The following is a 23,749-nucleotide window of genomic DNA, read 5'->3' on the forward strand; positions in this document are numbered from 1 at the left end:
CAGTGATGGTGGGCGCGTCTCGTTATGACTAGGCGGGTTTGACTCAGGCCGTGTGGGGCTGGGGGGCCGCCTGATAGGTCGGGTAGTCAATCAAGCCCTTTTCGCCGCCGCCGAACAGGGTAGCCGGGTCGTGAGGGGCCAGCGGATAGCCGTGGCGCAGCCGCTCGGGCAGGTCGGGGTTGGCCACGAAGGGGCGACCGAAGCCTATCATGTCGGCCCAACCCGCCTCGAGCGCCGCCCGGGCACGCTCGCCGTCGTACTTGCCGGCATAGATGAGGGTGTTGGGGAAGGCATCGCGCAGCCCCTGCTTGAAGCCTTCCGCCATCAGCGGGGCATCGTCCCAGTCCGCTTCGGCGATGTGCAGGTAGACCACGTCGAGCCGGCCCAGCAGGCGGGCGGCGGCCAGGTAGGTCTCCTGCGGGTTGGCATCGACGGTGCCGTTGAGGGTGGTGAGCGGCGCGAGGCGTACCCCGACCCGGTCGGCCCCGATCTCGCTGCAGACCGCCTCGGTCACCTCTTTCAAGAAGCGCAGCCGGTTCTCCAGCGAACCGCCGTAGCCGTCGGTGCGGGTATTGGACTCGGAGTCGAGGAACTGGTTGATGAGGTAGCCGTTGGCGGCGTGCAGCTCGATGCCGTCAAAGCCGGCCAGCATGGCGTTGCGGGCCGCCTGGCGAAACTGCCCCACCACCGCGTCGATATCGGCCTGGGTCATGGCGCGCGGGGTGACGGTTTCGACGAACCCGGGGGCATCGCTGCCGTTGTCGACGAACACCCGCACCCCTTTCGCCTGAATGGCGGAGGAGGAGATGGGCTGGGCACCGCCGAGGTTGTCGGGATGAGTGACCCGGCCCACGTGCCAGAGCTGGGCGAACATGGTGCCGCCCTTGGCGTGGACGGCGTCGGTCACCAGCTTCCAGCCGGCCACTTGTTCGGCGCTGTGGATCCCCGGCGTCCAGGCGTAGCCCTTGCCCATGGGGTCAATCTGGGTGCCTTCGCTGATGATGAGGCCGGCCCCGGCGCGCTGGGCGTAGTAGGTGGCCATCATGGCATTGGCCACGTCACCGGGCTGGTTGGCGCGGGAGCGGGTCATGGGGGGCATGACGATGCGATTGTTGAGGTGCAGCTGGCCGAGACGCAGGGGGCAGAACAGGTGATCGTGGTGCATGGTGAATTCCTCATGGTGATGATGGGCTCACTCTAGTGCCGGCATCCCTTGCGAAAAAGAGGGGTAATTGCAGAAAAGAATTGTGCTGATGACAGCAATGGTGAAAAGAGGGAGTGGCAGGGGGAGGCGCCTGAATAAAGAAGGGGGCCAGCAAGGCCCCCTTGTTCAGCATGGTTCGCGCAATGGCGTCAGGCCTCCAGCGGCATGACGCGCACCCGCTCGATGCGCCGCTCGCTCACCTCGACCACCTCGAAGCCGAGCTGCTGCAGTTGCAGCCGCTGGCCCGGGGCGGGCAGGGTGCCGAAGTGGGAGAGCAGCATGCCGGCCAGGGTCACGTACTCGTCGCTCTCGCTCACCAGCCCTTCGTGTTCCAGCACCTGCTCCACATGGTGGATGTTGGTGCTGCCGTTGATGAGCCAGCCTTCCCCATCGCGGACGATGTCCGGCGTTTCATCTTCATCCGGCAGCTCGCCGACGATGGCCTCCAGCAGGTCATGGGTGGTCACCAGCCCCTGGATCACGCCGAACTCGTCGGCCACCAGGATGAGGCTGCCCTTGGCCTGGCGCAGCTCCGCCAGCAGCTTAATCACGTTGATGGTCTGCGGCACTATGATGGGGTCGTTCTGCTTGGCCAGCTCGCTCAAGGATTGTCCTTCGTTGAGGGCAAACAGCAGGTCGCGCGCCTTGACCACCCCGATCACCTCGTCCAGATCGCCGTCACAGACCGGGAACAGGCTGTGGGGCTCCTGCTGCAGCAGGGCGCGGATCTCGTCGTTGGAGTCGTTGACGTCGATCCAGGCCATCTCGGAGCGCGGGGTCATGATGGTGCGAATGGAGCGTTCGGCCAGCGACAGCACCCCGGTCACCATGTAGCGCTCCTCCTCGCCAAAGCTCACCGGCTCGGCGGCGGGGGCGTCCAGATCGTCGTCCGGCCGGTCCTGATATGCCTTGCTGCCCATCAGCTTGAAGATGGCGGCGGTGGTGCGCTCGCGCAGGGGCTGCTTGGCCTCGTGGCGCTCGGCACTGCGCTGGGAGAGCTGGTTGAAGAATTCGATCAGCACCGAGAAGCCGATGGCGGCGTAGAGATAACCCTTCGGAATATGGAAGCCGAACCCTTCCGCCACCAGGCTGAAACCGATCATCAGCAGGAAGCTCAGACAGAGCACCACGACGGTGGGGTGGGCGTTGACGAAGCGGGTCAGCGGCTTGGAGGCGAATACCATCACCAGCATGGCGATGGTCACGGCCGCCATCATGACGCCCAGGTGTTCCACCATGCCGACGGCGGTGATGATGGAGTCCAGCGAGAAGATGGCATCCAGCACCAGGATCTGGGTGATCACCACGCCGAAGCTGGCGTAGACGCCGACCGGCCCGTCCTCGGGCGGCTTGGCTTCCAGCCGCTCATGCAGCTCGGAGGTGGCCTTGAACAGCAGGAACAGGCCGCCCCCCATCAGGATCAGGTCCCGGCCGGAGAAGGGGTGATCCCACAGGTGCAAAATGGGGGTGGTCAGGGTGACCAGCCAGGACATCACGCTCAAGAGCCCCAGGCGCATCAGCAGGGCCAGCGACAGGCCGATGACGCGGGCCCTGTCCCGCTGGGCGGGGGGCAGCTTTTTCACCAGGATGGCGATGAAGACCAGATTGTCGATCCCGAGCACGATTTCCAGGACGATCAGGGTAAACAGACCGATCCAGATGTGGGGATCCAGCAGCAATTCCATGTAGTGACCTCAATAAAAAACAGACAGAGCAGAGAGTAAGCACGGCGTACGATGGCCGCAGTGACAGCAAGGCAATGGCGTTATTCAGAGGCGCTGATTAAGCAGATAAAGATAGGCTTTGACGGGAAGAAACGAAGGGCAACTTCGGGGATTGTCCATGATGGGCAATAAAACCTCGGGTTAAAAGTGAGCCCTGATGATAACGGGAATCCCGTATTTGGCAAGAGGGGGCGGGCAGCGCAGGGGAAAGGGGTATTAACCGAGCGGGGCGACAGGAGCGGGCGGAGCTTGCCAGGCAAGCCCCGCCGTGCGGCTTACAGCCAGCGTTTCTCGCGGGTGAAGCAGACCGACAGCCAGGCGTCTCCCAGGGTATCGCCGAGGCGGGACCAGAGCTCCTGGCGCAGGGCATCCTGGCGCTCGACGGGCCACTCCTGACCTGGCGCCACCAGAATGTTGAGTTCGAGATCGAAGCGGCGGCCACTTTTCGCCAGATGGCTGTAGCACTCGATGCCATGGCGCAGGCGCAGGGCCTCGACTTCGCTGGCCACCAGCCGGGAGACATCCCCCTTGGGGGCGATCTTCAGCACTTCCCGCAGGTTGCGACCGAGCACCTTGATGGGAATGAGGGTGGCGCACAGGGCCAGCAGCGAGACCAGCACTGGATCTATGTAGCGGTTGTAGTGGCCGTAGCCGATGGCATCGAGGCCGATGGCGACCACGAAGCCGATGAGCAGGGTGGTGCTGAGCAGGGTGTCGACCAGCCACTCCTTGGAGTCCACCCGCACCAGCTCGGAGTTGACCCGCTCGGCCACGTCGGCCTCGACCCGGTAGATGATGCCGCAGAAGAAGGTGGAGACGACGGCATAGATGAGGGCGTGGCCGAGATCGATCTCCCGTCCGCCCGCCAGCAGGGTGGTGAGGCCGTTGTAGAGTGCCGCCAGGCAGAGCAGCAGAATGATGGTGCCGTTGATGACGTTGGCGATGGGTTCGAAGTGGGCGTAGCCGTATTGAAAGCGGGCGTCGGAGGGGCGGGTAACCAGGTAGGCGGTGATGAGCCCAAGCCCCGTCATGCCCATGCTGAACAGGGTGAAGATGCCGTCCAGCATGATGGCGTTGGAACCGACGAACAGGCCATAGCCGATCCCGAAAATGGCAAAGGTGATGCAACCAAACAGCGACAGGGTCAGCGCCTGTTTTTCGGTGCGAATAAGCGTACTGATAACATGGCTGTAATGAGCCATAAAAGTCCTCCTTTCAAATGGTGAAGATTGCGCGCGCAAGCGGTTTTCTAGCTGATATACTGCCCGCTCACATGTGAGCGGACTGGTTCGGGGGCCCGCGAAGAGGCTGGCCCGAACGGTCGTTGTCGCCGGAGTTCCGGCATCAAGCAAAGGAAGGGAACAAGGATTCATGATCCCGAGACTCGATTACCAGGACAGTTTGTCACCTACAACCCTGCAGTTTCTTGAGTTGCTGGCGCGATCAGCATTTCGTGGTGATATCGAAAAGTCTTATGCAAGCCGGTTGGCGATGGCGACGGATAACAGCGTCTATCAGGTAGTACCTCAGGCGGTTCTCTATCCGCGCAGTGCGGACGATATTGCGGTGATGCTCAAGCTGGCCCAGGGGCCCGAGTACGCAACCTTGAGTTTCTTCCCTCGCGGCGGCGGTACCGGCACCAATGGTCAATCCTTGGGCGGCGGCATTATCGTCGATCTCTCGCGCCATATGAACCAGATCATGGAAATTAATCTGGAAGAGGGCTGGGTGCGGGCCCAGGCCGGGGTGGTCAAAGATCAGCTCAACGCCTATTTGAAGCCCCACGGCTACTTCTTCTCGCCGGATCTCTCCACCTCCAACCGCGCCACCCTGGGGGGCATGGTCAACACCGACGCCTCGGGGCAGGGCTCCTTGGTGTACGGCAAGACCTCGGATCACGTGCTCGGCCTCAAAGCCGTGCTGGAAAACGGCGATCTCATGGCCACCGAGCCGGTGACCGGCCAGCGTCTGGCGGACAAGCTGGCGCTGGAGAGCCGGGAGGGGGAGATCTATCGCACCCTCTATCGCATCGGCCGCGAGCGGCGCGCCGACATCGAAGCCACCTTCCCCAAGCTCAACCGTTTTCTGACCGGTTACGATCTCAAGCACCTCTATCAACCCGATACCGACACCCTGGACGTCAGCCGGGTGCTGTGCGGCTCGGAAGGCTCTTTGGGCTTTATCACCGAGGCCAGGCTCAACATCACCCCCATCCCGTGCTACCGCACGCTCGTCAACGTCAAGTACGACAGCTTCCCGTCGGCCCTGCGCAATGCCCCCTTTATGGTAGAGGCCCAGGCGCTGTCGGTGGAGACGGTGGACTCCCGGGTGCTGGGACTGGCCCGCGCCGACATCATCTGGCATTCGGTCAAAGAGTTCATTCAGGAGGTGCCGGGCAAGGATCTGCAGGGGCTCAACATCGTCGAATTTGCCGACACCGACGAGAATGAGCACAAGGCCAAGGTGGCCGAGCTGTGCCGGCGCATCGATGGCCTGCTGGCCAAGGGGGAGGCGGGGATCATCGGCTATCAGGTGTGCAACCACCTGGCCAGCATCGAGACCATCTACGCCATGCGCAAGAAGTCGGTGGGGCTGCTCGGCAACGCCGAAGGGCGCAAGAAGCCGGTGGCCTTCACCGAAGACACCGCCGTGCCGCCGGAATCCTTGGCCGACTTCATCATGGAGTTTCGTGCCCTGCTCGATGCCCACGGCCTTGACTACGGCATGTTCGGCCACGTCGATGCCGGGGTGCTGCACGTGCGCCCGGCGCTGGACTTGTGCGACCCCGAGCAGGAGGTGCTGCTGCGGCGCATCTCCGATCAGGTGGTGGCACTCACCGCCAAATATGGCGGCCTGATGTGGGGCGAGCACGGCAAGGGCTTTCGCTCCGAATACAGCCCCGCCTTCTTCGGCGAGCTGTGGGAGGAGCTGCAACGGGTCAAGGGGGCGTTTGACCCCGCCAACCGCATCAACCCGGGCAAGATCTGCATGCCTTATGGCAGCGGCGCCGAGCTGGTGTCGGTGGATGGGCCCAAGCGCGGCAAGTTCGACCGCCAGATCCCGCTGGCGGTGCGCACCAGCTATACCCGGGCCCTCGATTGCAACGGCAATGGTCTCTGCTTCACCTTCGAGACCGACTCCCCCATGTGTCCCTCGGTCAAGATCAGCCGCGACCGTCGTCACTCTCCCAAGGGGCGGGCCGGCCTGATGCGCGAATGGCTGCGCCAGCTGGCACAGCAGGGCTTCGATCCGCTGAGTGAGGAGGTGGCGCTGCAAAGCGGTGGTCTGCGCTTCAAGCAGATCGTCGACAAGTTCCGCAATACGGTGGCCCGCGCCCGCGGCGAGTATGACTTCTCCCACGAGGTGATGGAGGCGATGGAGGGGTGTCTGGCCTGCAAAGCCTGCACCAGCCAGTGCCCCATCAAGGTGGATGTGCCCACCTTCCGTGCCCGCTTCATGCAGCTCTACCACAGCCGCTATCTGCGCGGCCCCAAGGATTACTTCGTCGGCACGGTGGAAAGCTACGCCCCCCTGCTGGCCAAGGCGCCGAAACTGGTCAACTTCTTCCTCGAGAAGGAGTGGGCCCAGAAGGCGACCGAGAAGAGCATCGGCATGGTGGACGTGCCGCTATTGAGCGTACCGACCCTGGCCGAGGAGCTGCGCGACCATCGCGCCCGCTATTTCGACCTGCCGGGCCTGGAGGCCATGAGCCCCGAGCAGCGTAAAAAAGTGGTGCTCATCGTGCAGGATCCCTTCACCAGCTACTACGACGCCCCCGTGGTGCGTGATCTGGTGAAGCTCGCCAGCAAGCTCGGCCTGCAGCCCTATCTGCTGCCGTTCAAGCCCAACGGCAAGCCCCAGCACGTGAAGGGTTTCCTGCGCGCCTTTGCCCGTACCGCTGCCAGCAGCGCCCAGTTCCTCAACAAGGTGGCGGCGCTCGGCATCCCCATGGTGGGGGTCGATCCCTCCCTGGTGCTCTGCTATCGGGACGAATACGTGAAGGCGCTCGGCCCCGCCCGCGGTGACTTCCAGGTGCTGCTGCCCCAGGAGTGGCTGCTCTCCCTGCCGGCAGAAGTGCTGCCGGTGCGGGAAGCGGACGCCAGCGCCGAGCCCTGGTATCTGTTCGCCCACTGCACCGAGAAGACTGCCAAGCCGTCAACTCACGGTGACTGGAGTTCCCTGTTCCGCCGCTTCGGTGCCACCCTGCAACCGGTGTCGGTGGGTTGCTGCGGCATGGCGGGCACTTATGGTCACGACGCCAAACAGGTGGAGAACTCCAAGGGGATCTATGGTCTGAGCTGGGCCGAGCCCCTTGCTCGCCTGCCGCAAGCTCGCTGTCTGGCCACCGGTTACTCGTGCCGCAGCCAGGTCAAGCGGATGGAGGGGGAGAAGCTCAAGCACCCGCTGCAGGCCCTGCTGGAACTGCTCTGATGCTGACCCTGCCCAAGCGGTTTCGGGTGCCGCAAGCCTATCGGCACCCGCACTTCCTGCTGCTGCCGGTCAATCCGACCCAGGCGGTGGTGGAGTTCGTCGCCATGCTGCGCGAGCGCGAGCAGCTTCATCAGCTGTTTCGCCCGGACGATGTGTGGCCCTCCGCCAATTTCAGCCTGAGCCAGCACGAGGCCGATCTGGAGTGGCAGCACTCCGAGTTCCTGGCCAAGCGCTCCTTTGCCTATGGCCTCTGGAGCCCGGCGCGGGAGCCCGAGTTCTGGGGCGGGGTTTACCTCTATCCCTCGGTGTTGCCGGAGGTGGCGGTGGAGCTCTTCTTCTGGAAGGTAGCCGAGGCGCCGCTCACCGATGCCGAACTGGAGGCCGAACTGCGCGCCTGGCTCGGCAAGGTATGGCAGTGGCCCGCGCCGCGCCTGCCGGGGCGGGACCAGCCCTGGGCCGAGTGGCCAGGGGTGACCTATCCCTGGTGAGGATCAACCTCGATGCAAGATGCCCCGGCGTGGGCATCTTTTTTTTTGCTCCTTTTTCGCCGACACTGCTGGTTTGCCGCTACGGCGCAGTGATAACCCGTTGATCACGCAAGGAGTCCGCTCACCATGAGTCAAGAAAACAGTCCCATCTGGCGCAAGCCCATGAGCCTTGAAGGGCTCAACGCCAGCTCCCGCAACACCCTGATGGCCCACCTCGACATCGTCTATACCGCCTTTGGTCCCGACTGGCTGGAGGCCACCATGCCGGTGGATCACCGCACCCATCAGCCACTCGGCATGCTGCACGGCGGCGCCTCCGTGGTGCTGGCGGAGACGCTGGGTTCCTTGGCGGCCAACATGGCGGTCGGGCCTGACAGTTATTGTGTGGGGCTGGAGGTCAATGCCAACCACCTGAGGGCCAAGCGGGAAGGGGTGGTGACGGGGCGCTGCGCGCCGCTGCATCTGGGGGCAACGACTCAGGTGTGGCAGATAGAAATTCGCGATGAACGTGGTCGTTTATTGTGCACCAGCCGGTTGACCATGGCGGTGCTCAAACACAAGCGGGACAAGGACTCTGGCGAAGCGTGATCTGCAATAACGCACCATGAGTGAAAAATAAGCAAGCCATAGTCGCAAGATCCCTCTATAATTGCCAACGTCTTGAGAGGCTTATCACATTTTTCAAGACAGCAGAACAAAGTGGCGCTATAATCGCCGCCTTTTTGCTATTCCGCGGTGTTAGCCGCCTGCCTTAATCTGGAAGAATCTATGTCTGATACCGAACAACTGCCCCTTTTTAGTGAGCTTGGACTGGCCGCGCCTGTACTGAAAGCGCTGCAGGACGTGGGCTATGAGCGCCCGTCCCCCATCCAGGCCGCAGCAATTCCCCACCTGATGGCGGGCCACGATCTGCTGGGGCAGGCGCAAACCGGTACAGGGAAGACCGCTGCTTTTGCCTTGCCTCTGTTGTCTCGTCTGGAAGCTGGTAACCGCAACACCCAGATCCTGGTGCTGGCACCGACTCGTGAACTGGCTCTGCAGGTGGCTGAAGCGTGCCAACGCTATGCCCACCACATGCCTGATTTCCACGTGCTGCCCATCTATGGCGGCGCCTCCTACGAAACCCAGACCCGCGCTCTGCGCCGCGGTGCTCAGGTTGTCGTGGGTACCCCGGGCCGTGTGATGGACCTGATCCGTCGCAAGAACCTGGACCTCTCTGGCCTGAAAGCCCTGGTGCTGGACGAAGCGGACGAGATGCTGCGCATGGGCTTCATCGACGACGTGGACTGGATCATGGAACAGTGCCCGGCCGGTCGTCAGGTTGCCCTGTTCTCCGCCACCATGCCGGAGCAGATCCGTCGTGTAGCCCAGAAGCACCTGAAGCAGCCCAAAGAGATCAAGATCGCCTCCAAAACTGCGACCGCTACCACTATCCGCCAGCGTTACTGGCAGGTGACCGGTCTGCACAAGCTGGACGCCATGACCCGTCTGCTGGAAGTCGAACCCTACGAAGCCCTGCTGGTGTTCGTACGCACCAAGAACGCCGCCGAAGAACTGGCTGGCAAGTTGGCCGCCCGTGGTCACGCCTGTGAAGCGCTGCACGGTGACATCCCGCAGAAGCTGCGTGAGCGTACCGTTGACAAGCTGCGTCAGGGCCAGCTGGACATCCTGATCGCCACCGACGTGGTCGCCCGTGGTCTGGACGTTGAGCGCATCACCCACGTGGTGAACTACGACATCCCCTACGACACCGAATCCTACGTTCACCGTATCGGCCGTACCGGTCGTGCCGGTCGCAAGGGCGAAGCCATCCTGTTCGTGGCACCGCGCGAGCGTCGCATGCTGCGCGCCATCGAGCACGCAACCCGTCAGGCCATCGAGCCGATGAAGATGCCGAGCACCGAGGACATCAACCAGCACCGTCTGGCCAAGTTCAAGGAGCGCATCCGCGAAACCATGATGGGCGAAGAGCTCGAGATCTACGTGAACCTGGTGAACGAGCTGATCGAAGAAGACTCTGCCGATCCGCTGGAGCTGGCTGCCGCACTGGCCAAGCTGGTACAGGGCGACCAACCGCTGCTGCTGGATGACTCCATTCCGGATCCGGTGTTCAACGCCGGCAACGATCGCGGTGGTTTCGAGCGTCGTGACTTCAACGACCGTGGTGGCCGTGATTTCGCCGACCGTGGCGATCGCCCGGCTCGTCGCATGCCGTCCCTGGAGCCGCGTCCGCTCAAAGACAACCCGGACGTGGAGATGGAGCGCTACCGTGTCGACGTGGGTGCCCATCACGGTGTCAAGCCGGGCCAGATCGTGGGTGCCATCGCCAACGAAGCGAACATCGAGAGCCGCTTCATCGGCAACATCGACATCGCCGATGACTTCTCCACCGTCGATCTGCCCAAGGGCATGAGCGCCGACGTGCTGGAAGTGATCAAGAAGGCCCGTGTCTGCCAGCGTCCGCTGCAGATCAGCCGCTACACCGAAGTGCCGGCCGGCAGCAACACTGCTCCCCGTCCGCCCCGTGGTGATCGTCCGTTCCGTGGCGACCGTCCTTTCAACAAGGATCGCCGTCCGCAGGGCGATCGTCCCTTCAACAAGGATCGCCGTGAAGGCGGTTTCGACAAGGGTCGCAAATTCGGTGGCAAGCGCCGCGACAGCTAAACCCTGACTGCTAGCTAAAAAGGCCGCTCATCGAGCGGCCTTTTTGTTGCCCGTCGTTCACCAGGAGGCGCCGCATGGGGGGATGTGGACGGGTAAGTTTATGGCGCACCCTTGATATCGCCGATGGGTTGGCCTGACATCGTCCTGGCTGTGTGAAATGGGATGGGGCTGAAAGGAAGAGGCGGGCAAGTGCAGGTATGGCCGATGGCTGGTGCAAGCTGCGTCAGCATAAAAGGAAAAGGGGCCGTAGCAAGAGCAGGCTGAGAGGGGCGCCCGGGCTGACTTGTCCGGACCTATGCCATCGCGGTGAAGGCAGCAAAAAGGCGACCCTGGGGTCGCCTTTTATGTTTATGCATCTTGAGGGGCTTAGAGCACCATGGCGGCAATCCAGCCGAAGATGATAAGCGGGATGTTGTAGTGGATGAAGGTGGGCACCACGCTGTCCCAGATATGGTCGTGCTGGCCGTCGGCGTTGAGACCCGAGGTGGGGCCCAGGGTCGAGTCGGAGGCGGGAGAGCCCGCATCCCCCAGGGCGCCGGCGGTGCCGACCAAAGAGATGGTGGCCAGGGGAGAGAAGCCGAGGTGCAGGCACAGCGGCACATAGATGGTGGCGATGATGGGCACGGTGGAGAAGGAGGAGCCGATCCCCATGGTGATAAGCAGGCCCACCAGCAGCATCAGGAAGGCGGCCAGCCCCTTATGGCCCGCCATCATGCCGGAGACGGCCTGTACCAGGCTCTCCACCCCGTGGGTCTCTTTCATCACGGCGGCGAAGCCGGCGGCGGAGATCATGATGAAGCCGATGAGGGACATCATGCGCACCCCCTGAGTGAAGGCATCCTGGCTCTCGCGGAACTTGATGACGCCGCCACAGGTGAAAATGACGAAGCCGGCCAGCGCTCCCAGCACGATGCTGTTGGTCATCAGCTGCAGCCCCAGCGCCACGGCGATGGCCAGCAGGGCGACCCAGATGTGGTTGAGATTGAGATCGACCGTCTCCGGCTCGGCGGCCAGGATCTTCTCCAGATCATACTGGCGAGGCTTGCGGTAGCTGAAGAAGACGGCGATCAGCAGGCCGACGAACATGCCCAGCACCGGGATGGCCATGGCCAGCGGCAGCTGGCTGTGCTCGACCGGCACGCCGTTGTCGATCAGGTTCTTGGCCAGGATGTTGTTGAGAAAGATGCCGCCAAAGCCCACCGGCAGCAGCATATAGGTCGCGGTCAGGCCAAAGGTGATGACGCAGGCCACCTGACGGCGGTCGATCTGCATCTGGGCCATGACGTGCAACAGCGGCGGGATCAGGATGGGAATGAAGGCGATATGGACGGGGATCAGGTTCTGGGAGGAGATGGAGACCCCCAGTACCGAGCTGAGCAGCAGGGTCTTGACCCAGAGGATGCGGGAGCTGCTGGCATCCTTGCCGAGTTGGCTGATCACCTTGCGCGCCAGCAGATCCGTGATGCCGGAACGGGAGATGGCGACTGCGAAGGCCCCCAGCATGGCGTAGGAGAGGGCGATCTCGGCGCCGCCACCCAGGCCACCGCTGAAGGTGCTGAGGGTCTGCTCGAGGGAGAGACCGCCGATCAGGCCGCCGACGATGGCGCCGATGGCGAGAGAGACCACCACATTGATCCGCAGCAGGCTGAGCACCAGCATCAGCGCCACCGCGATAACAACAGGATTCATTTGCTTTCCTTATAGTTTGTGTTGCTGTCTGTCGTGTGAAAGGCAGTTAGTTTGCGAAAAATGTGACAAATGTCGAGTAAAAAATCAGGTGAATGGCCTATCTACAGCATTCCCGGCGGTTCAAACCAGGTAATGAGTCGGGAGAGGTAAAAAACGGTGCTGGATGGACCTTTTCTCGACATCCTGGTCAAACCAGATGGCGCAAGAAAAGAGGCTGCCGTGGCAGCCTCTTGGGAAGGGGGCGTCGTTACTCGCTGGCGTCGTCGGCCACCTCGTCCGGGTGGGCCGGGGGCCAGCCACCCAGGCTCTTCCAGCGGTTGACGATATGACAGAACAGCTCGGTGGTGCGCTCGGTGTCGTAGAGGGCGGAGTGCGCCTCTTTATTGTCAAACGGAATGCGCGCGCTCTGGCACGCCTTGGCCAGCACCGTCTGGCCGAGCGCCAGGCCGGAGAGGGCGGCGGTGTCGAAGGTGGCAAACGGATGGAATGGATTGCGCTTGAGGCCGGCCCGCTCGGCGGCGGCCATGACGAAGCCGTGATCGAAGGTGGCGTTGTGGGCCACTATGATGGCGCGGCCGCAATCCTGCTCCTTCATCCCCTTGCGGATGCCCTTGAAGATTTCGGTCAGCGCCTCTTTCTCGCTGACGGCGCCGCGCAGCGGATTGAAGGGGTCGATGCCGGTGAACTCCAGCGCCGCTTTTTCCAGATTGGCCCCTTCAAACGGCTCGACATGAAAATGGAAGATCTGGTCGGGCACGAGCCAGCCTTGCTCGTCCATCTTGAGGGTATAGGCGGCGATTTCCAGCAAGGCGTCGGTTCTGGCATTGAACCCGGCGGTTTCAACATCGATGACGACGGGGTAAAAGCCACGAAAACGGCCCTTGAGGGTGTGAACAGCGTCGGTCATGGTATCTCGGTCGGCGTGAAATGAGGCGGCATTATGGCAAAAAAGCCGGCCTTTGTCCCTCATCGGCCGCCATTGGCACGCTGGCCGATTCTATTATCGATACGCGGGCTTATAATTGACCACTTCAACAATGGAATGGGGAGCAACGATGAAGAAGCTGGGATTGGCGCACAAGATGTTGCTGGTGGTCTGCCTGCCACTGCTGGCCTTGCTGTTCTTCTCCGGCCGATACGTCTATGAGCGTTATCGGGTCGAGCAGGAGATGAGTCAGGCCCAAGCTGCACTGGCGGTGGTGCGGGAAGCAGCGCAGCTGGCCCACGAGCTGCAAAAGGAGCGCGGCATGTCGGCCGGCTTCCTGGGGTCCGGTGGCAACAAGTTCCGCGATGCCCTGCCGGCGCAGCGCAAGCAGGTCGATACCCTGCTGCAGCGCTTTCGTGAGGATCCCGCCCTGCTGGCGCTCAAAGAGGTGCAGCAGGAGCTGGCCGGGCTCACCGCCATGCGCGAGCGGGTCAGTGCGCTGGGAGTCGAGGTGGCGGAGCAGGTCAGCTTCTATACCCGGATGATCACCCAGTTGCTGGCGGTGGTGGATCAGATCAGCATCAATAGCCGGGATGCCACCATAGCGCTGCAGACCAATGCCTATGCCGCCTTCTTGCAGAGCAAGGAGCGGATGGGGCTGGAGCGGGCAACCTTGAGCAACGTGTTCGGCCGCGACAGCTTCACACCGGTGCTGTTGCAGCAGTTCATCTCCCTGTTGGCGGCCCAGAATACCTATCTCGAGCGTTTCCAGGCGGTGGCGAGCCCCTCCCAGCGTCAGCTGCTGGCCGACAGCCTGGCCTCGCCGGTGGTGAGCAAGGTGGCCGCCATGGAGAAGCTGGCGCTGGACAAGGCGGCCAGCGGCGGCTTCGGGGTGGATGCAGAGGCCTGGTTTGCCTTGAGCACCGACAAGATCAGCCTGCTCAAGGAGAGCGAAGATCGCCTCTATCAGCAGCTGTCCGAGCGGGTTGACCTGATGCGGGCGAAGAGCGCCAGTGACTTCTGGTGGGCCGCCACCGGAGTCCTGCTGTGCGTGCTGCTCACCAGTTTCGTCTGCTGGCGGGTGGTGCGGGATCTGCACCTGGGCTTCATGGCCCTGCACCATACCTTCAAGCGACTGGTGCAGGAGAACGATCTGACGGTGCGGGTCAACTGGCGATCCGGTGATGAACTGGGTGCGCTGTCGCGGGATCTGAACCATTTCCTCGAACATCTGGAGGGACTGATGCTGGCGGTGCGCCGCTCTTGCGAGGTGCTGGCCCGCAGCGCCGCCGCCTCGGCCAACGTCATTGCCGAAGTCAACGCCGGGGTGGCCAAGGGGTTTGGCCAGGTAGATCTGGTGGCAACGGCCGCCACCGAGATGGCCTCGACGGTGGCCGAGATCGCGCGCAACGCGACCCAGACCTCGCTGGCGACCCAGCAGGCCATCGGCCGGGCCCGGCAGGGTGACAAAGAGGTGGATCAGACCATCGATGCCATCCAGCAGGTCGCGGGTACCTTGAGTGATACCCAGCAGCTGGTGGACAGCCTGCATCAGGACACCGAATCGGTAGGCGAGGCCCTCAACCTCATCAAGCAGATCTCGGATCGCACCAACCTGCTGGCCCTCAACGCCGCCATCGAGGCGGCCCGCGCCGGCGAATCCGGCCGCGGTTTTGCAGTGGTGGCGGAAGAGGTGCGGGCGCTGGCGTCGCGCACCCAGCAGGCAGCCGACGACATAGAGCGGATGCTGGTGCGGCTGCGGCAGGGGGCCAATCAGGCGGTCACCGCCATGCACCTGGGGACCGAGCAGGCGGGGCTGAGCGTGACCGAGGCCAAGCGGGCGGGCAGCGAGCTGACCGACATCGTCAACGAGGTGCGCAAGGTGAGCGACATGACCTCCCAGGTGGCTACCGCTACCGAGGAGCAGCGCTATGTCACCGACGATATCCAGCACAACGTGATGACCATTCGCGAGGTGTACGAGGCGCATCGCCAGCACTCGGAAACCCTGCAGCAAAACAGCGCCGAGCTGGATCAGCTGGCGCGGGAGCTGGCGGGGCGTATCGCCCGCTTCAAATTGATGGACGCCGCCTCGACCCACTGATCGGTTTGCCCTAAAGCTTGTCCTGCCCCTGCCGATATCTAACCTGAGATCGTGTGGAGGGCAGGCAGTTGAACGCTTGGATGTTGGGGTTGGTCAGCATATCCGTGAGTATGCAGTTACAGGCGGGAGTCACCGAATTCGGTGCCGGCCTGGATCAATCCGTCTGGCGCTTGACCTCCGACACCCAGGTGGAGTGCCGGCTCGAGCACCCCATCCCCAACTGGGGTACGGGGGCATTCGTCAGCCGCGCCGGTCGCAAGATCAATCTGGATTTCGAGCTCAAGGGGCTGCGCCAGCAGGCCCAGACCCAGACGGTCAGCCTGGGCATCATGCCGCCGGTCTGGCGCCCCGGCATCGCCGGGCGGGAAGTGAGCCAGCTGCGCTTTTACCAGCAGTTTGACGGGCTGGTGGAGGGGCAGACCGCCTGGACCATGCTGGACGAGCTGGAAGGGGGGCGCATGCCGACCTTCCAGTACCGCGACTGGTATCGGCAGAATCGACCGGTGCGGGTCTCGCTCTCCTCGGTCAACTTCCGGGTCAAATATCAGGCCTTCGTGGATTGCCTCAATGGCCTGCTGCCCTACAGTTTCAACGACATCGCCTTCAGCGTGCTCACCTATGACAAGAACAGTGACGAGCTGTCGCTGGCTTCCAAGCGGCGGCTGGCGATGATCGGCGAGTATGTGAAGGTGGACAAGAGCATCGACGTGGTGGTGATCGATGCCTACAGCGACAGCTATGGCGGCCGTTGGCCGAACCAGAAGCTCTCCGAGAAACGGGCCGATGCCATCAAGAAGGTGTTTGTGGATCTGGGCATCGAACCCGGCAAGATCTCGGTGGAGGGGCACGGCGAGAAGCAGCACGTCGCTTCCAACGAAACCGAAGATGGTCGTGCCAAGAACCGGCGGGTGGTGATCAACATGGGCCGCAACGGCGCCATCTGAGGAAAACGAATCCATAAAAAAGAGCGCCTTGGCGCTCTTTTGGTTTTTCTGGGGATCGGGCTGGTTTAGACGCTGTCGCCGAGGCCGCTGCCGGCATCCTTCTTGGCGATCAGCTCAATCTTGTAACCGTCCGGGTCTTCCACGAAGGCGATGACGGTGGTGCCGCCCTTGACCGGGCCCGGCTCGCGGGTGATCTTGGCACCGGCGGCGCGCAGCGCCTCGCAGGTGGCGTAGATGTCGTCCGCTTCCAGCGCGATGTGACCGTAGGCCGAGCCCAGCTCGTACTCGCTGACACCCCAGTTGTAGGTGAGTTCGATCACCGCTTCATCTTTCTCGTCACCGTAGCCGACGAAGGCCAGGGTGTACTTGTATTCGCTGTTCTCGCTCTTGCGCAGCAGTTTCATCCCCAGCACTCGGGTATAGAAGTCGATGGAGCGTTGCAGATCGCCGACGCGCAACATGGTATGCAGGATTCTCATTGCTCAATTCTCCGGGTAGTGGTTCTTGTGGTATGGGTGCCGCCCAGGGGAGCGGATACCGGCGCTTGGCTCAAGCCGGTGCTCGCCAGAAGCGGCGCCATGGCTGCGCCGCTTGCGAGCCGGCAGCCGTGTTCAGCTCTCCGGGTAGACCTTTTCCTTGTACTCGCACAAGTCCTCGATGATACAGGAACCGCAGCGCGGTTTGCGAGCCAGACAGGTGTAGCGCCCGTGCAGGATCAGCCAGTGGTGCACGTCCAGCTTGAACTCGGCAGGGACCACCTTGAGCAGCTTCTCTTCCACCTGATCGACGTTCTTGCCCACCGCAAAGCCGGTGCGGTTGGAGACCCGGAAGATATGGGTATCGACGGCGATGGTGGGCCAGCCGAAGGCGGTGTTGAGCACCACGTTGGCGGTCTTGCGGCCGACCCCGGGCAGGGCCTCGAGGGCTTCGCGGTTCTCCGGCACTTCACCGCCGTGGCGCTCCAGCAGGATGGCGCAGGTCTTGATGACGTTCTCGGCCTTGGTGTTGAACAGGCCAATGGTCTTGATGTACTCCTTGACCCCGTCTACCCCCAGTTCCAGCATGGCCTGGGGGGTGTTGGCCACCGGGTAGAGCTTGTCGGTGGCCTTGTTGACGCTGACATCGGTGGCCTGTGCCGACAGCAGCACGGCGATCAGCAGCTCGAACGGCGTCTTGAAGTTGAGCTCGGTGGTGGGGTGGGGGTTGTCGTCCCGCAGTCGCTCCAGTATCTGCCTACGTTTCTGATTGTTCATGGCTCTCTCTTGGCTCAGAGCTGGGTCGCGCGGGCACCCGCGGCCGGCACGCTGCAGTGGGCCTTCTCGGCGCTCTGCTTGCGACCCATCCAGTCGTTGATGGCGTTCTTGCCGGCGATCATCAGGCCGAGACCGATGAAGCCGCCAGGGGGCAGGATTGCCAGCAGCAGGCTGGCATCGGCGTGGAACAGCTCGATGCGCAGTGACTTGGCCCACTCTCCCAGCAGCAGGTCGGCACCGTCGAACAGGGTGCCCATGCCGATGATCTCGCGCAGCCCACCCAGCACCAGCAGCACCAGGGTAAAGCCGAGCCCCATCATGAAGCCGTCGAGGGCCGCCAGCAGCGGCGGGTTCTTGGAGGCATAGGCCTCGGCCCGGCCGATGATGACGCAGTTGGTGACGATGAGGGCGATGAAGATGCCAAGCGCCTGATAGAGGCCGTAGGTGTAGGCGTTCATCAGCAACTGCACGCTGGTCACCAGCGCCGCGATGATCATCACGTAGACCGGGATGCGGATATCCTTGGGCACCAGGTTGCGCACCAGCGAGATGGCGAGGTTGGAGCTGACCAGCACCGCCATGGTGGCAAGGCCGAGCCCCAGCGCATTGGTGAAGGTGGAGGAGACCGCCAGGGTGGGGCAGAGGCCCAGCACCTGCACCAGCGAGGAGTTGTTCTTCCACAGCCCCTGCAGCATCAGCTCCTTGAGTTCTTCGCGGCGGCCATTGCTCTCGCTGAGCGGGCTCTGCCCGTCAATCACATCGACTTGTTCCATAGCTTGTGCTCCGGCGTTAGGGGGTGGCGTCACAGGCGGGGGCGTCGCGCAGCAACTCTGGGTGCTCCTGTTGCAGCAGCAACAGGTTCTTCACCGCCTTGACCACGGCCCGGGGGGTGATGGTGGCGCCGGTGAAGGCATCGAACTCGCCGCCGTCTTTCTTTACGGCCCAGCTGGCCTCGTTGTCGTGGCTGAGAAACTTGCCGACGAAGCTGTTGATCCAGTCCGACTTCTTCAGCTCGATCTTGTCGCCAAGGCCGGGGGTTTCCTTGTGGGCCAACACCCGTACCGCGCTCACGGCGCCTTTGGCATCGGTGCCCACGATGAGGCGAATGGCCCCACTGTAGCCGTCGGGGGCGACGGTTTCCAGCGCATAGCCGGTGATTTCACCCTGCTTGGTCGCGGTGTAGAGCGGCATGGCTTGATCGCTGCCCAGATAGCGTCTGCTCTGCACCAGCTTGCAGCTGGCGACCAGATCGTTGTCATAGCTCCCCTCCGGCAGCAGGGCGGAGAGGGTGCGCAGTTTCTCCAGTTGTTGCTGATGGGCGATCCGCCCCTGAGTCAGCTCGTTGGTCAGCACCACCACGGCGGTGCAGGCGAGGGCAAACAGGGCTAGAGTGACGCCGTTTTTGCGCATGCTCTTTAACATTGCATCATTCCTGAGGGTGAGGTGTGCGCGAGGATCATTTGCGACGGGCTCCGTAGACTTTCGGGCGGGTCAGGCTGTCGATCAGCGGTACGCACAGGTTGGCCAGCAGCACGGCAAAGGCGAAGGCATCCGGATAGCCGCCAAAGCGGCGGATGACATAGACCAGCACGCCGATGAGCACGCCATAGACCAGGCGGCCGCGCGGGGTGGTACTGGCACTCACCGGATCGGTGGCGATGAAGAAGGCCCCCAGCATGGTGGCGCCGCTGAACAGGTGGAACATGGGAGTGGCGGTGGCATCCGGGGTCATCAGATAACCCAGGGTGGCCGCCAGTAGCAAGGAGCCGAGGATGGCCCCCGGAATGCGCCAGTTGATCACCTTCTGCTGCAGCAGGAACAGGCCGCCCAGCAGGTAGCCGAGGTTGACCCAGCTCCAGCCGATGCCGCCCCAGCCTTCGAATACGGTGTGGGTCATCACCTCGCCGGCGGTGAGGCCCTGAGTCAGCCCGGTTTTCAGGGTGTCGAGCGGCGTGGCCATGGTCAGCCCATCCACCCCCTGCTTGAGCTGCGCCATGCTGTAACCGTCGAGGCTGAAGCCGGTGAAGATCACCGAGGCCGCATCGCCAAAGCCGATGTCATAGGCGGCGATGCTGGAGGGTGGCAGCCAGCTGGTCATCTGCACCGGGAAGGAGACCAGCAGCAGCACATAGGCCACCATGGCGGGGTTGAACAGGTTTTGACCCAGCCCGCCATAGAGGTGCTTGGCGATGATGATGGCAAACGCCGTGCCCAGCACCAGCATCCACCAGGGCAGCAGCGGCGGCAGGGAGAGACCGATCAGCACGGCGGTCAGGGCCGCGCTGCCATCCAGCAGGGCCGGTTTGACGGGGCGTCCGCGCAAGCGCAGCACCAGTGCCTCCGAGCCCAGTGCCGTGACCAGCGCCAGCAGGATCTGGATCAGGGTGCCCCAGCCAAAGAACCAGCTCTGCGCCAGAAAACCGGGCAGGCAGGCCAGGATCACCAGCAACATCAGGGTTTGGGTCTGTTTGCGGTTGTGGGCAAACGGCGCACTCGCGATATTGAACATGGATCAGTGGCTCTTGTCGGTCGATGGAGAAGGAGAGGCCTGGGCTGCTGCCTCGGCCGCCAGTTTGCGGGCCTTGGCACGGGCCACGGCGGCGGCAATGGCCGCTTTCTTGGGATCCGCATCGGCGGCTGGCTGTAACGCATCGGCAGCCGGTGCCTCCACGGTGGTCACCTCGGGCTTGGCAGTGGCCTCCTCGTCATGCACCTCTGCGGGCTTGGCAACGGCCTCCTCACCTGGCTCCTGAGCGGCCTTCTTGGCCTTGGCACGGGCGATGGCTGCTGCGATGGCCGCTTTCTTGGGGTCGACCTCGGCGGCAGAGTCAGGCTGCGGCGCTGCGGCAGGGGCTGCCACGGCGGCCTCTTCACCTTCGGTCACGGCTGCGTCCCCTTGCGCCTGAGCGGCCTTCTTGGCCTTGGCGCGGGCGATGGCAGCAGCGATGGCCGCCTTCTTGGGATCCGCGTTGGCGGCTGAGTCAGGCTGCGGCGCTGCGGCAGGAGTTGCCACGGCGGCCTCTTCACCTTCGGTGGCTGCGTCCCCTTGCGCCTGAGCGGCCTTCTTGGCCTTGGCACGGGCAATGGCAGCAGCGATAGCCGCCTTCTTGGGATCCGTGTCGGCGGCGGTGTCAGACTGCGGCGCGCCTACAGGGCTATCCGCAGCCGCTTCATCACCTTGCGTGCTGGCAGCTTTTTTGGCTTTGGCACGGGCAATGGCAGCAGCGATGGCCGCCTTCTTGGGATCCGTGTCGGCAACGGGGTCAGACTGAGACGCAGCAGCAGGGCTATCCACAGCCGCTGCTTCGCCTGGCTCCTGAGCCGCTTTTTTGGCCTTGGCACGTGCCAGCGCCGCCGCAATGGCCGCTTTCTTGGCATCCTGCCCGTCCGCTGCCGGTGCATCGGGTTGGGCCGAGCCGGGCTCGCTGGCGGCCGCCTTGGCGGCGCGGCGGGCGATGGCTTCCTGCTTGCGCGCCTCGCGGGCGGCAATCATGGCGCTGTTGTCCGGCGCGAGTTCGCTGGCACCGACCGGCGCAGCGTCCTGCTTGGCCTTGATACGGGCCAGTGCCGCGGCCACAGGATCTTCTCCACCGGCCGCCGTCATGGCCTGGCGACGCTGGGCGGCAGCCTCGGCATGACGAGCTTCGCGGGCGGCTTTTTCCCGCTCGAAGCGGGCCTGCTTGGCCTCGAAGCGCTGCTTGGCGCGCTCGGCCTTTTCGGCTTCGGCACGCGCCTCGCGGATGTCATCCTTGGCAATCTTGTAGTACTGCACCAGCGGGATCTCGCTCGGGCAGACCCAGGCACAGGCGCCGCACTCGATGCAGTCGAACAGGTTGAGCCCCTCGGCCTTGTCGTACTCCTTGGCCCGGCTGTACCAGTAGAGCTCTTGCGGCAGCAGGTTGGCCGGACAGGCGTCGGCACAGGCACTGCAGCGAATGCAGGCCTGCTCCGGACCGGGCGGCGGCAGCTCGGCCCGGGTGGGGGAGAGCAGGCAGTTGGTGGCCTTGACTACCGGCACCATGGCATGGGGCAGGGTGAAGCCCATCATGGGGCCGCCCATGATCACCCGCTGATCCGCCTCGGGCTGCAGCTCGAAACGCTGCAGCAGCCAGCGCACCGGGGTGCCCAGCAGCACCCAGGCGTTGCCCGGTTTCTTGAAGGCGTCGCCGGTGAGGGTGACGATGCGGGAGATGAGCGGCTCGCCGTCGATGATGGCGCGCTTGATGGCAAACACGGTGGCCACGTTGAGCACCATGATGCCCATGTCCACGGCGCGGCCTCCCTTGGGAACCTGGCGGCCGGTGAGCAGCTCGATGGTCTGCTTGGCGCCGCCCGAGGGGTACTTGGTGGGCACCGTCTTGACCAGTACGTCTTCGTCTGTGGCATGACGGGTCAGCTCACCGATGGCGGCCGGCTTGTTGTCTTCCACCCCGATCAGGGTCAGCTTGGGCTTGAGCAGGTGCTTGAGCACCCGGATGCCGTCCATGATCTCGTCGGCATACTCCTGCATCAGCCGGTCATCGGTGGTGATGTAGGGTTCGCACTCCAGCCCGTTGACGATCAGGATCTCGGTCAGCTGACCGCGGCCATCAAGCTTGCTGTGGGTCGGGAACACGGCGCCGCCGAGGCCCGCGATACCGGCCTGCTGGATGCGCTCGAGCAGCTCGCCCCGCTCCAGATTCCAGTAGTCGCTGCGGCCCTGACGCTCGCCCCAGGCATCTTCGCCATCCGGGGTGAGGGTGATGCAGAGATCGTCGAGACCGGAGGGGTGGGCCACCGTGTGGTGACCGATGGCGGTGATGGTGCCGGAGGTGGAGGCGTGCACCGGCACGAAACGCCCCTTGTCATGGCGAGTGAGCGGCTGGCCTTTCTTGACCTTGTCGCCGACCCGTACCAGCAGGTCGCCGGCCGGGCCCGCGTGCTGGCGCACCGGGATGATGAGCTGGGGCGGCAGACCCGCGTCCACCACCGGGGTGAGACTGGACTGGTCTTTGTTCTCGGGAGGGTGAATGCCGCCGTGAAAATCCCACAGAGTGCCGGCTTTGATGCGTTCGAGTAAGGACTGCATGGTTACTTATTCCACTATCTTGACCGGAATGGCGACGTTGGCCAGATCCCACTTCCAGTTGTCGACCGTGGTCGGCACCGGGATCATTTCGATACAGTCGGTCGGGCAGGGATCGACACAGAGATCGCAGCCGGTGCACTCGTCGGCAATGACGGTGTGCATCGCCTTGGTGGCGCCGACGATGGCATCGACCGGACAGGCCTGGATGCACTTGGTGCAGCCGATGCATTGATCTTCATGAATGAAGGCGACTTTCTTGATGGGGGCGGCGGCCTCGGCGCCGCCCAGCGGCTGGGGTTCGACCCCCATCAGGTCGGCAATCTTGCGCATGGTGGCATCGCCACCTGGCACGCACTTGTTGATCTGGTCGCCATTGGCCAGCGCCTCGGCGTAAGGCTTGCAGCCCGGGTAGCCGCACTGGCCGCACTGGGTTTGCGGCAGCAGGGCGTCGAGCTGATCGACGATGGGATCGGCTTCCACATGAAATTTGACGGCGGCAAAGCCCAGGATGATGCCGAAGGCCAGAGCCAGCAGCGCCAACACCAGAACGGCAAAGAGTATGTGAGTCATAGCGCTATATCTTGATGAGGCCGGTAAAGCCCATAAAGGCCAGCGACATCAGGCCGGCGGTGATCATGGCGATGGAGACGCCGCGAAACGGGGTCGGGACGTCGGCGGCCACCAGACGTTCGCGCATGGCGGCAAACAGGATCAGCACCAGCGAGAAACCGGTGGCGGCGCCGAAGCCGTAGATGATGCTCTGGATGAAATTGTGGTGCTCGTTGATGCTGAGCAGGGCCACCCCCAGCACGGCGCAGTTGGTGGTGATGAGCGGCAGGAAGATGCCCAGCAGACGATAGAGGGTGGGGCTGCTTTTGCGGATAACCATCTCGGTAAATTGAACCACGACGGCGATCACAAGAATGAAGGCGAGCGTACGCAGGTAGGCGATGTTCAGCGGGATCAGGATATAGTGTTCCATCAGGTAGGAACAGGCGCTGGCCAGGGTCATCACGAAGGTGGTCGCCAGCCCCATGCCGATGGCGGTTTCCAGCTTGCCGGAGACGCCCATGAAGGGGCACAGGCCGAGGAATTTCACCAGCACGAAGTTGTTAATCAGCACAGTGCCGACCAATAAAAGCAGGTACTCAGTCATTGCAGGTTGGTTATCCGGTGTGAAGGCGGCGGTATTATCTGATTTTAGGTGCCTTTTAACAACCGCAAGGCCGCATGGTTATTATTCAAATGGCCAATT

19 protein-coding genes are annotated in these 23,749 nt (G+C 63.3%); 6 read left to right on the plus strand and 13 right to left on the minus strand.

All coding sequences use genetic code 11. From position 1 onward, the window contains the following. Positions 1 to 43 precede the first annotated feature (43 nt). The 3 genes from OKC44_RS06750 to OKC44_RS06760 form a co-directional block, all read right to left on the minus strand. Complete coding sequence (locus OKC44_RS06750; RefSeq protein ID WP_270811757.1) at positions 44 to 1,165, minus strand: alkene reductase; 1,122 nt, start codon at positions 1,163 to 1,165, stop codon at positions 44 to 46. A gap of 188 nt (positions 1,166 to 1,353) precedes the next feature. Next, positions 1,354 to 2,889, minus strand: coding sequence for a TerC family protein (locus tag OKC44_RS06755; protein WP_270811759.1), 1,536 nt, complete (start codon positions 2,887 to 2,889; stop codon positions 1,354 to 1,356). Between the two features lie 314 nt (positions 2,890 to 3,203). Further along, complete coding sequence (locus OKC44_RS06760; RefSeq protein WP_011706465.1) at positions 3,204 to 4,130, minus strand: cation diffusion facilitator family transporter; 927 nt, start codon at positions 4,128 to 4,130, stop codon at positions 3,204 to 3,206. Between the two features lie 169 nt (positions 4,131 to 4,299). Between OKC44_RS06760 and ydiJ the strand changes: the two genes are divergently transcribed. The 4 genes from ydiJ (at position 4,300) to OKC44_RS06780 (ending at position 10,511) form a co-directional block, all read left to right on the plus strand. After that, positions 4,300 to 7,359, plus strand: a complete 3,060-nt coding sequence (gene ydiJ / locus OKC44_RS06765) for a D-2-hydroxyglutarate dehydrogenase YdiJ (protein WP_270811760.1) — start codon at positions 4,300 to 4,302, stop codon at positions 7,357 to 7,359. Then, positions 7,359 to 7,847, plus strand: coding sequence for a hypothetical protein (locus OKC44_RS06770; RefSeq protein ID WP_017408064.1), 489 nt, complete (start codon positions 7,359 to 7,361; stop codon positions 7,845 to 7,847). The genes ydiJ and OKC44_RS06770 overlap by 1 nt, the downstream gene beginning before the upstream one ends. Before the next feature lie 126 nt (positions 7,848 to 7,973). Then, positions 7,974 to 8,435 (plus strand): hotdog fold thioesterase, encoded by a 462-nt coding sequence (locus OKC44_RS06775; protein ID WP_241417713.1) that lies wholly within the window; start codon positions 7,974 to 7,976, stop codon positions 8,433 to 8,435. A 180-nt stretch (positions 8,436 to 8,615) separates the two neighbouring features. Then, positions 8,616 to 10,511, plus strand: coding sequence for a DEAD/DEAH box helicase (locus tag OKC44_RS06780; RefSeq protein WP_026080084.1), 1,896 nt, complete (start codon positions 8,616 to 8,618; stop codon positions 10,509 to 10,511). Between the two features lie 366 nt (positions 10,512 to 10,877). On the opposite strand, the gene OKC44_RS06785 is transcribed toward OKC44_RS06780, so the two are convergent. Together OKC44_RS06785 and rnt are read right to left on the minus strand one after the other, a co-directional pair. Next, positions 10,878 to 12,200 carry a Na+/H+ antiporter family protein gene (locus OKC44_RS06785; protein WP_065477001.1) on the minus strand — a complete coding sequence of 441 codons (1,323 nt, stop codon included), beginning with the start codon at positions 12,198 to 12,200 and terminating at the stop codon, positions 10,878 to 10,880. A 247-nt stretch (positions 12,201 to 12,447) separates the two neighbouring features. Beyond that, positions 12,448 to 13,107, minus strand: coding sequence for a ribonuclease T (gene rnt / locus OKC44_RS06790; protein WP_029300258.1), 660 nt, complete (start codon positions 13,105 to 13,107; stop codon positions 12,448 to 12,450). Positions 13,108 to 13,255: 148 nt separating this feature from the next. Here rnt and OKC44_RS06795 point away from each other — a divergent pair, with 148 nt between their 5' ends. Together OKC44_RS06795 and OKC44_RS06800 are read left to right on the plus strand one after the other, a co-directional pair. After that, positions 13,256 to 15,229 carry a methyl-accepting chemotaxis protein gene (locus OKC44_RS06795; RefSeq protein ID WP_270811767.1) on the plus strand — a complete coding sequence of 658 codons (1,974 nt, stop codon included), beginning with the start codon at positions 13,256 to 13,258 and terminating at the stop codon, positions 15,227 to 15,229. Between the two features lie 68 nt (positions 15,230 to 15,297). Next, a complete protein-coding gene (locus tag OKC44_RS06800; RefSeq protein WP_024944879.1) occupies positions 15,298 to 16,173 on the plus strand; it encodes a flagellar protein MotY in 876 nt (291 codons plus the stop codon). A 65-nt stretch (positions 16,174 to 16,238) separates the two neighbouring features. On the opposite strand, the gene gloA is transcribed toward OKC44_RS06800, so the two are convergent. From gloA to rsxA, 8 genes are all read right to left on the minus strand, one after another. Then, positions 16,239 to 16,652, minus strand: a complete 414-nt coding sequence (gloA, locus tag OKC44_RS06805; protein ID WP_016351107.1) for a lactoylglutathione lyase — start codon at positions 16,650 to 16,652, stop codon at positions 16,239 to 16,241. A 132-nt stretch (positions 16,653 to 16,784) separates the two neighbouring features. Continuing rightward, entirely contained in the window at positions 16,785 to 17,426 is a 642-nt protein-coding gene (gene nth / locus OKC44_RS06810) for an endonuclease III (RefSeq protein ID WP_017408071.1), read from the minus strand. 14 nt (positions 17,427 to 17,440) lie between these two features. Then, entirely contained in the window at positions 17,441 to 18,199 is a 759-nt protein-coding gene (locus OKC44_RS06815) for an electron transport complex subunit E (protein WP_270811769.1), read from the minus strand. A gap of 16 nt (positions 18,200 to 18,215) precedes the next feature. Continuing rightward, positions 18,216 to 18,848: an electron transport complex subunit RsxG gene (gene rsxG, locus OKC44_RS06820; protein ID WP_011706453.1), complete on the minus strand. Its 633-nt coding sequence runs from the start codon at positions 18,846 to 18,848 to the stop codon at positions 18,216 to 18,218. A gap of 34 nt (positions 18,849 to 18,882) precedes the next feature. Beyond that, positions 18,883 to 19,935: an electron transport complex subunit RsxD gene (gene rsxD, locus OKC44_RS06825; protein WP_011706452.1), complete on the minus strand. Its 1,053-nt coding sequence runs from the start codon at positions 19,933 to 19,935 to the stop codon at positions 18,883 to 18,885. 3 nt (positions 19,936 to 19,938) lie between these two features. Next, entirely contained in the window at positions 19,939 to 22,494 is a 2,556-nt protein-coding gene (gene rsxC, locus OKC44_RS06830) for an electron transport complex subunit RsxC (protein WP_270811772.1), read from the minus strand. Positions 22,495 to 22,500: 6 nt separating this feature from the next. Beyond that, positions 22,501 to 23,064, minus strand: a complete 564-nt coding sequence (gene rsxB, locus OKC44_RS06835) for an electron transport complex subunit RsxB (RefSeq protein ID WP_011706450.1) — start codon at positions 23,062 to 23,064, stop codon at positions 22,501 to 22,503. A 4-nt stretch (positions 23,065 to 23,068) separates the two neighbouring features. After that, positions 23,069 to 23,650, minus strand: a complete 582-nt coding sequence (gene rsxA / locus OKC44_RS06840; RefSeq protein WP_005302262.1) for an electron transport complex subunit RsxA — start codon at positions 23,648 to 23,650, stop codon at positions 23,069 to 23,071. Positions 23,651 to 23,749 lie beyond the last annotated feature (99 nt).

This window comes from Aeromonas sp. S41-2 (genome assembly GCF_027705845.1).
GTDB lineage: Bacteria > Pseudomonadota > Gammaproteobacteria > Enterobacterales > Aeromonadaceae > Aeromonas > Aeromonas hydrophila.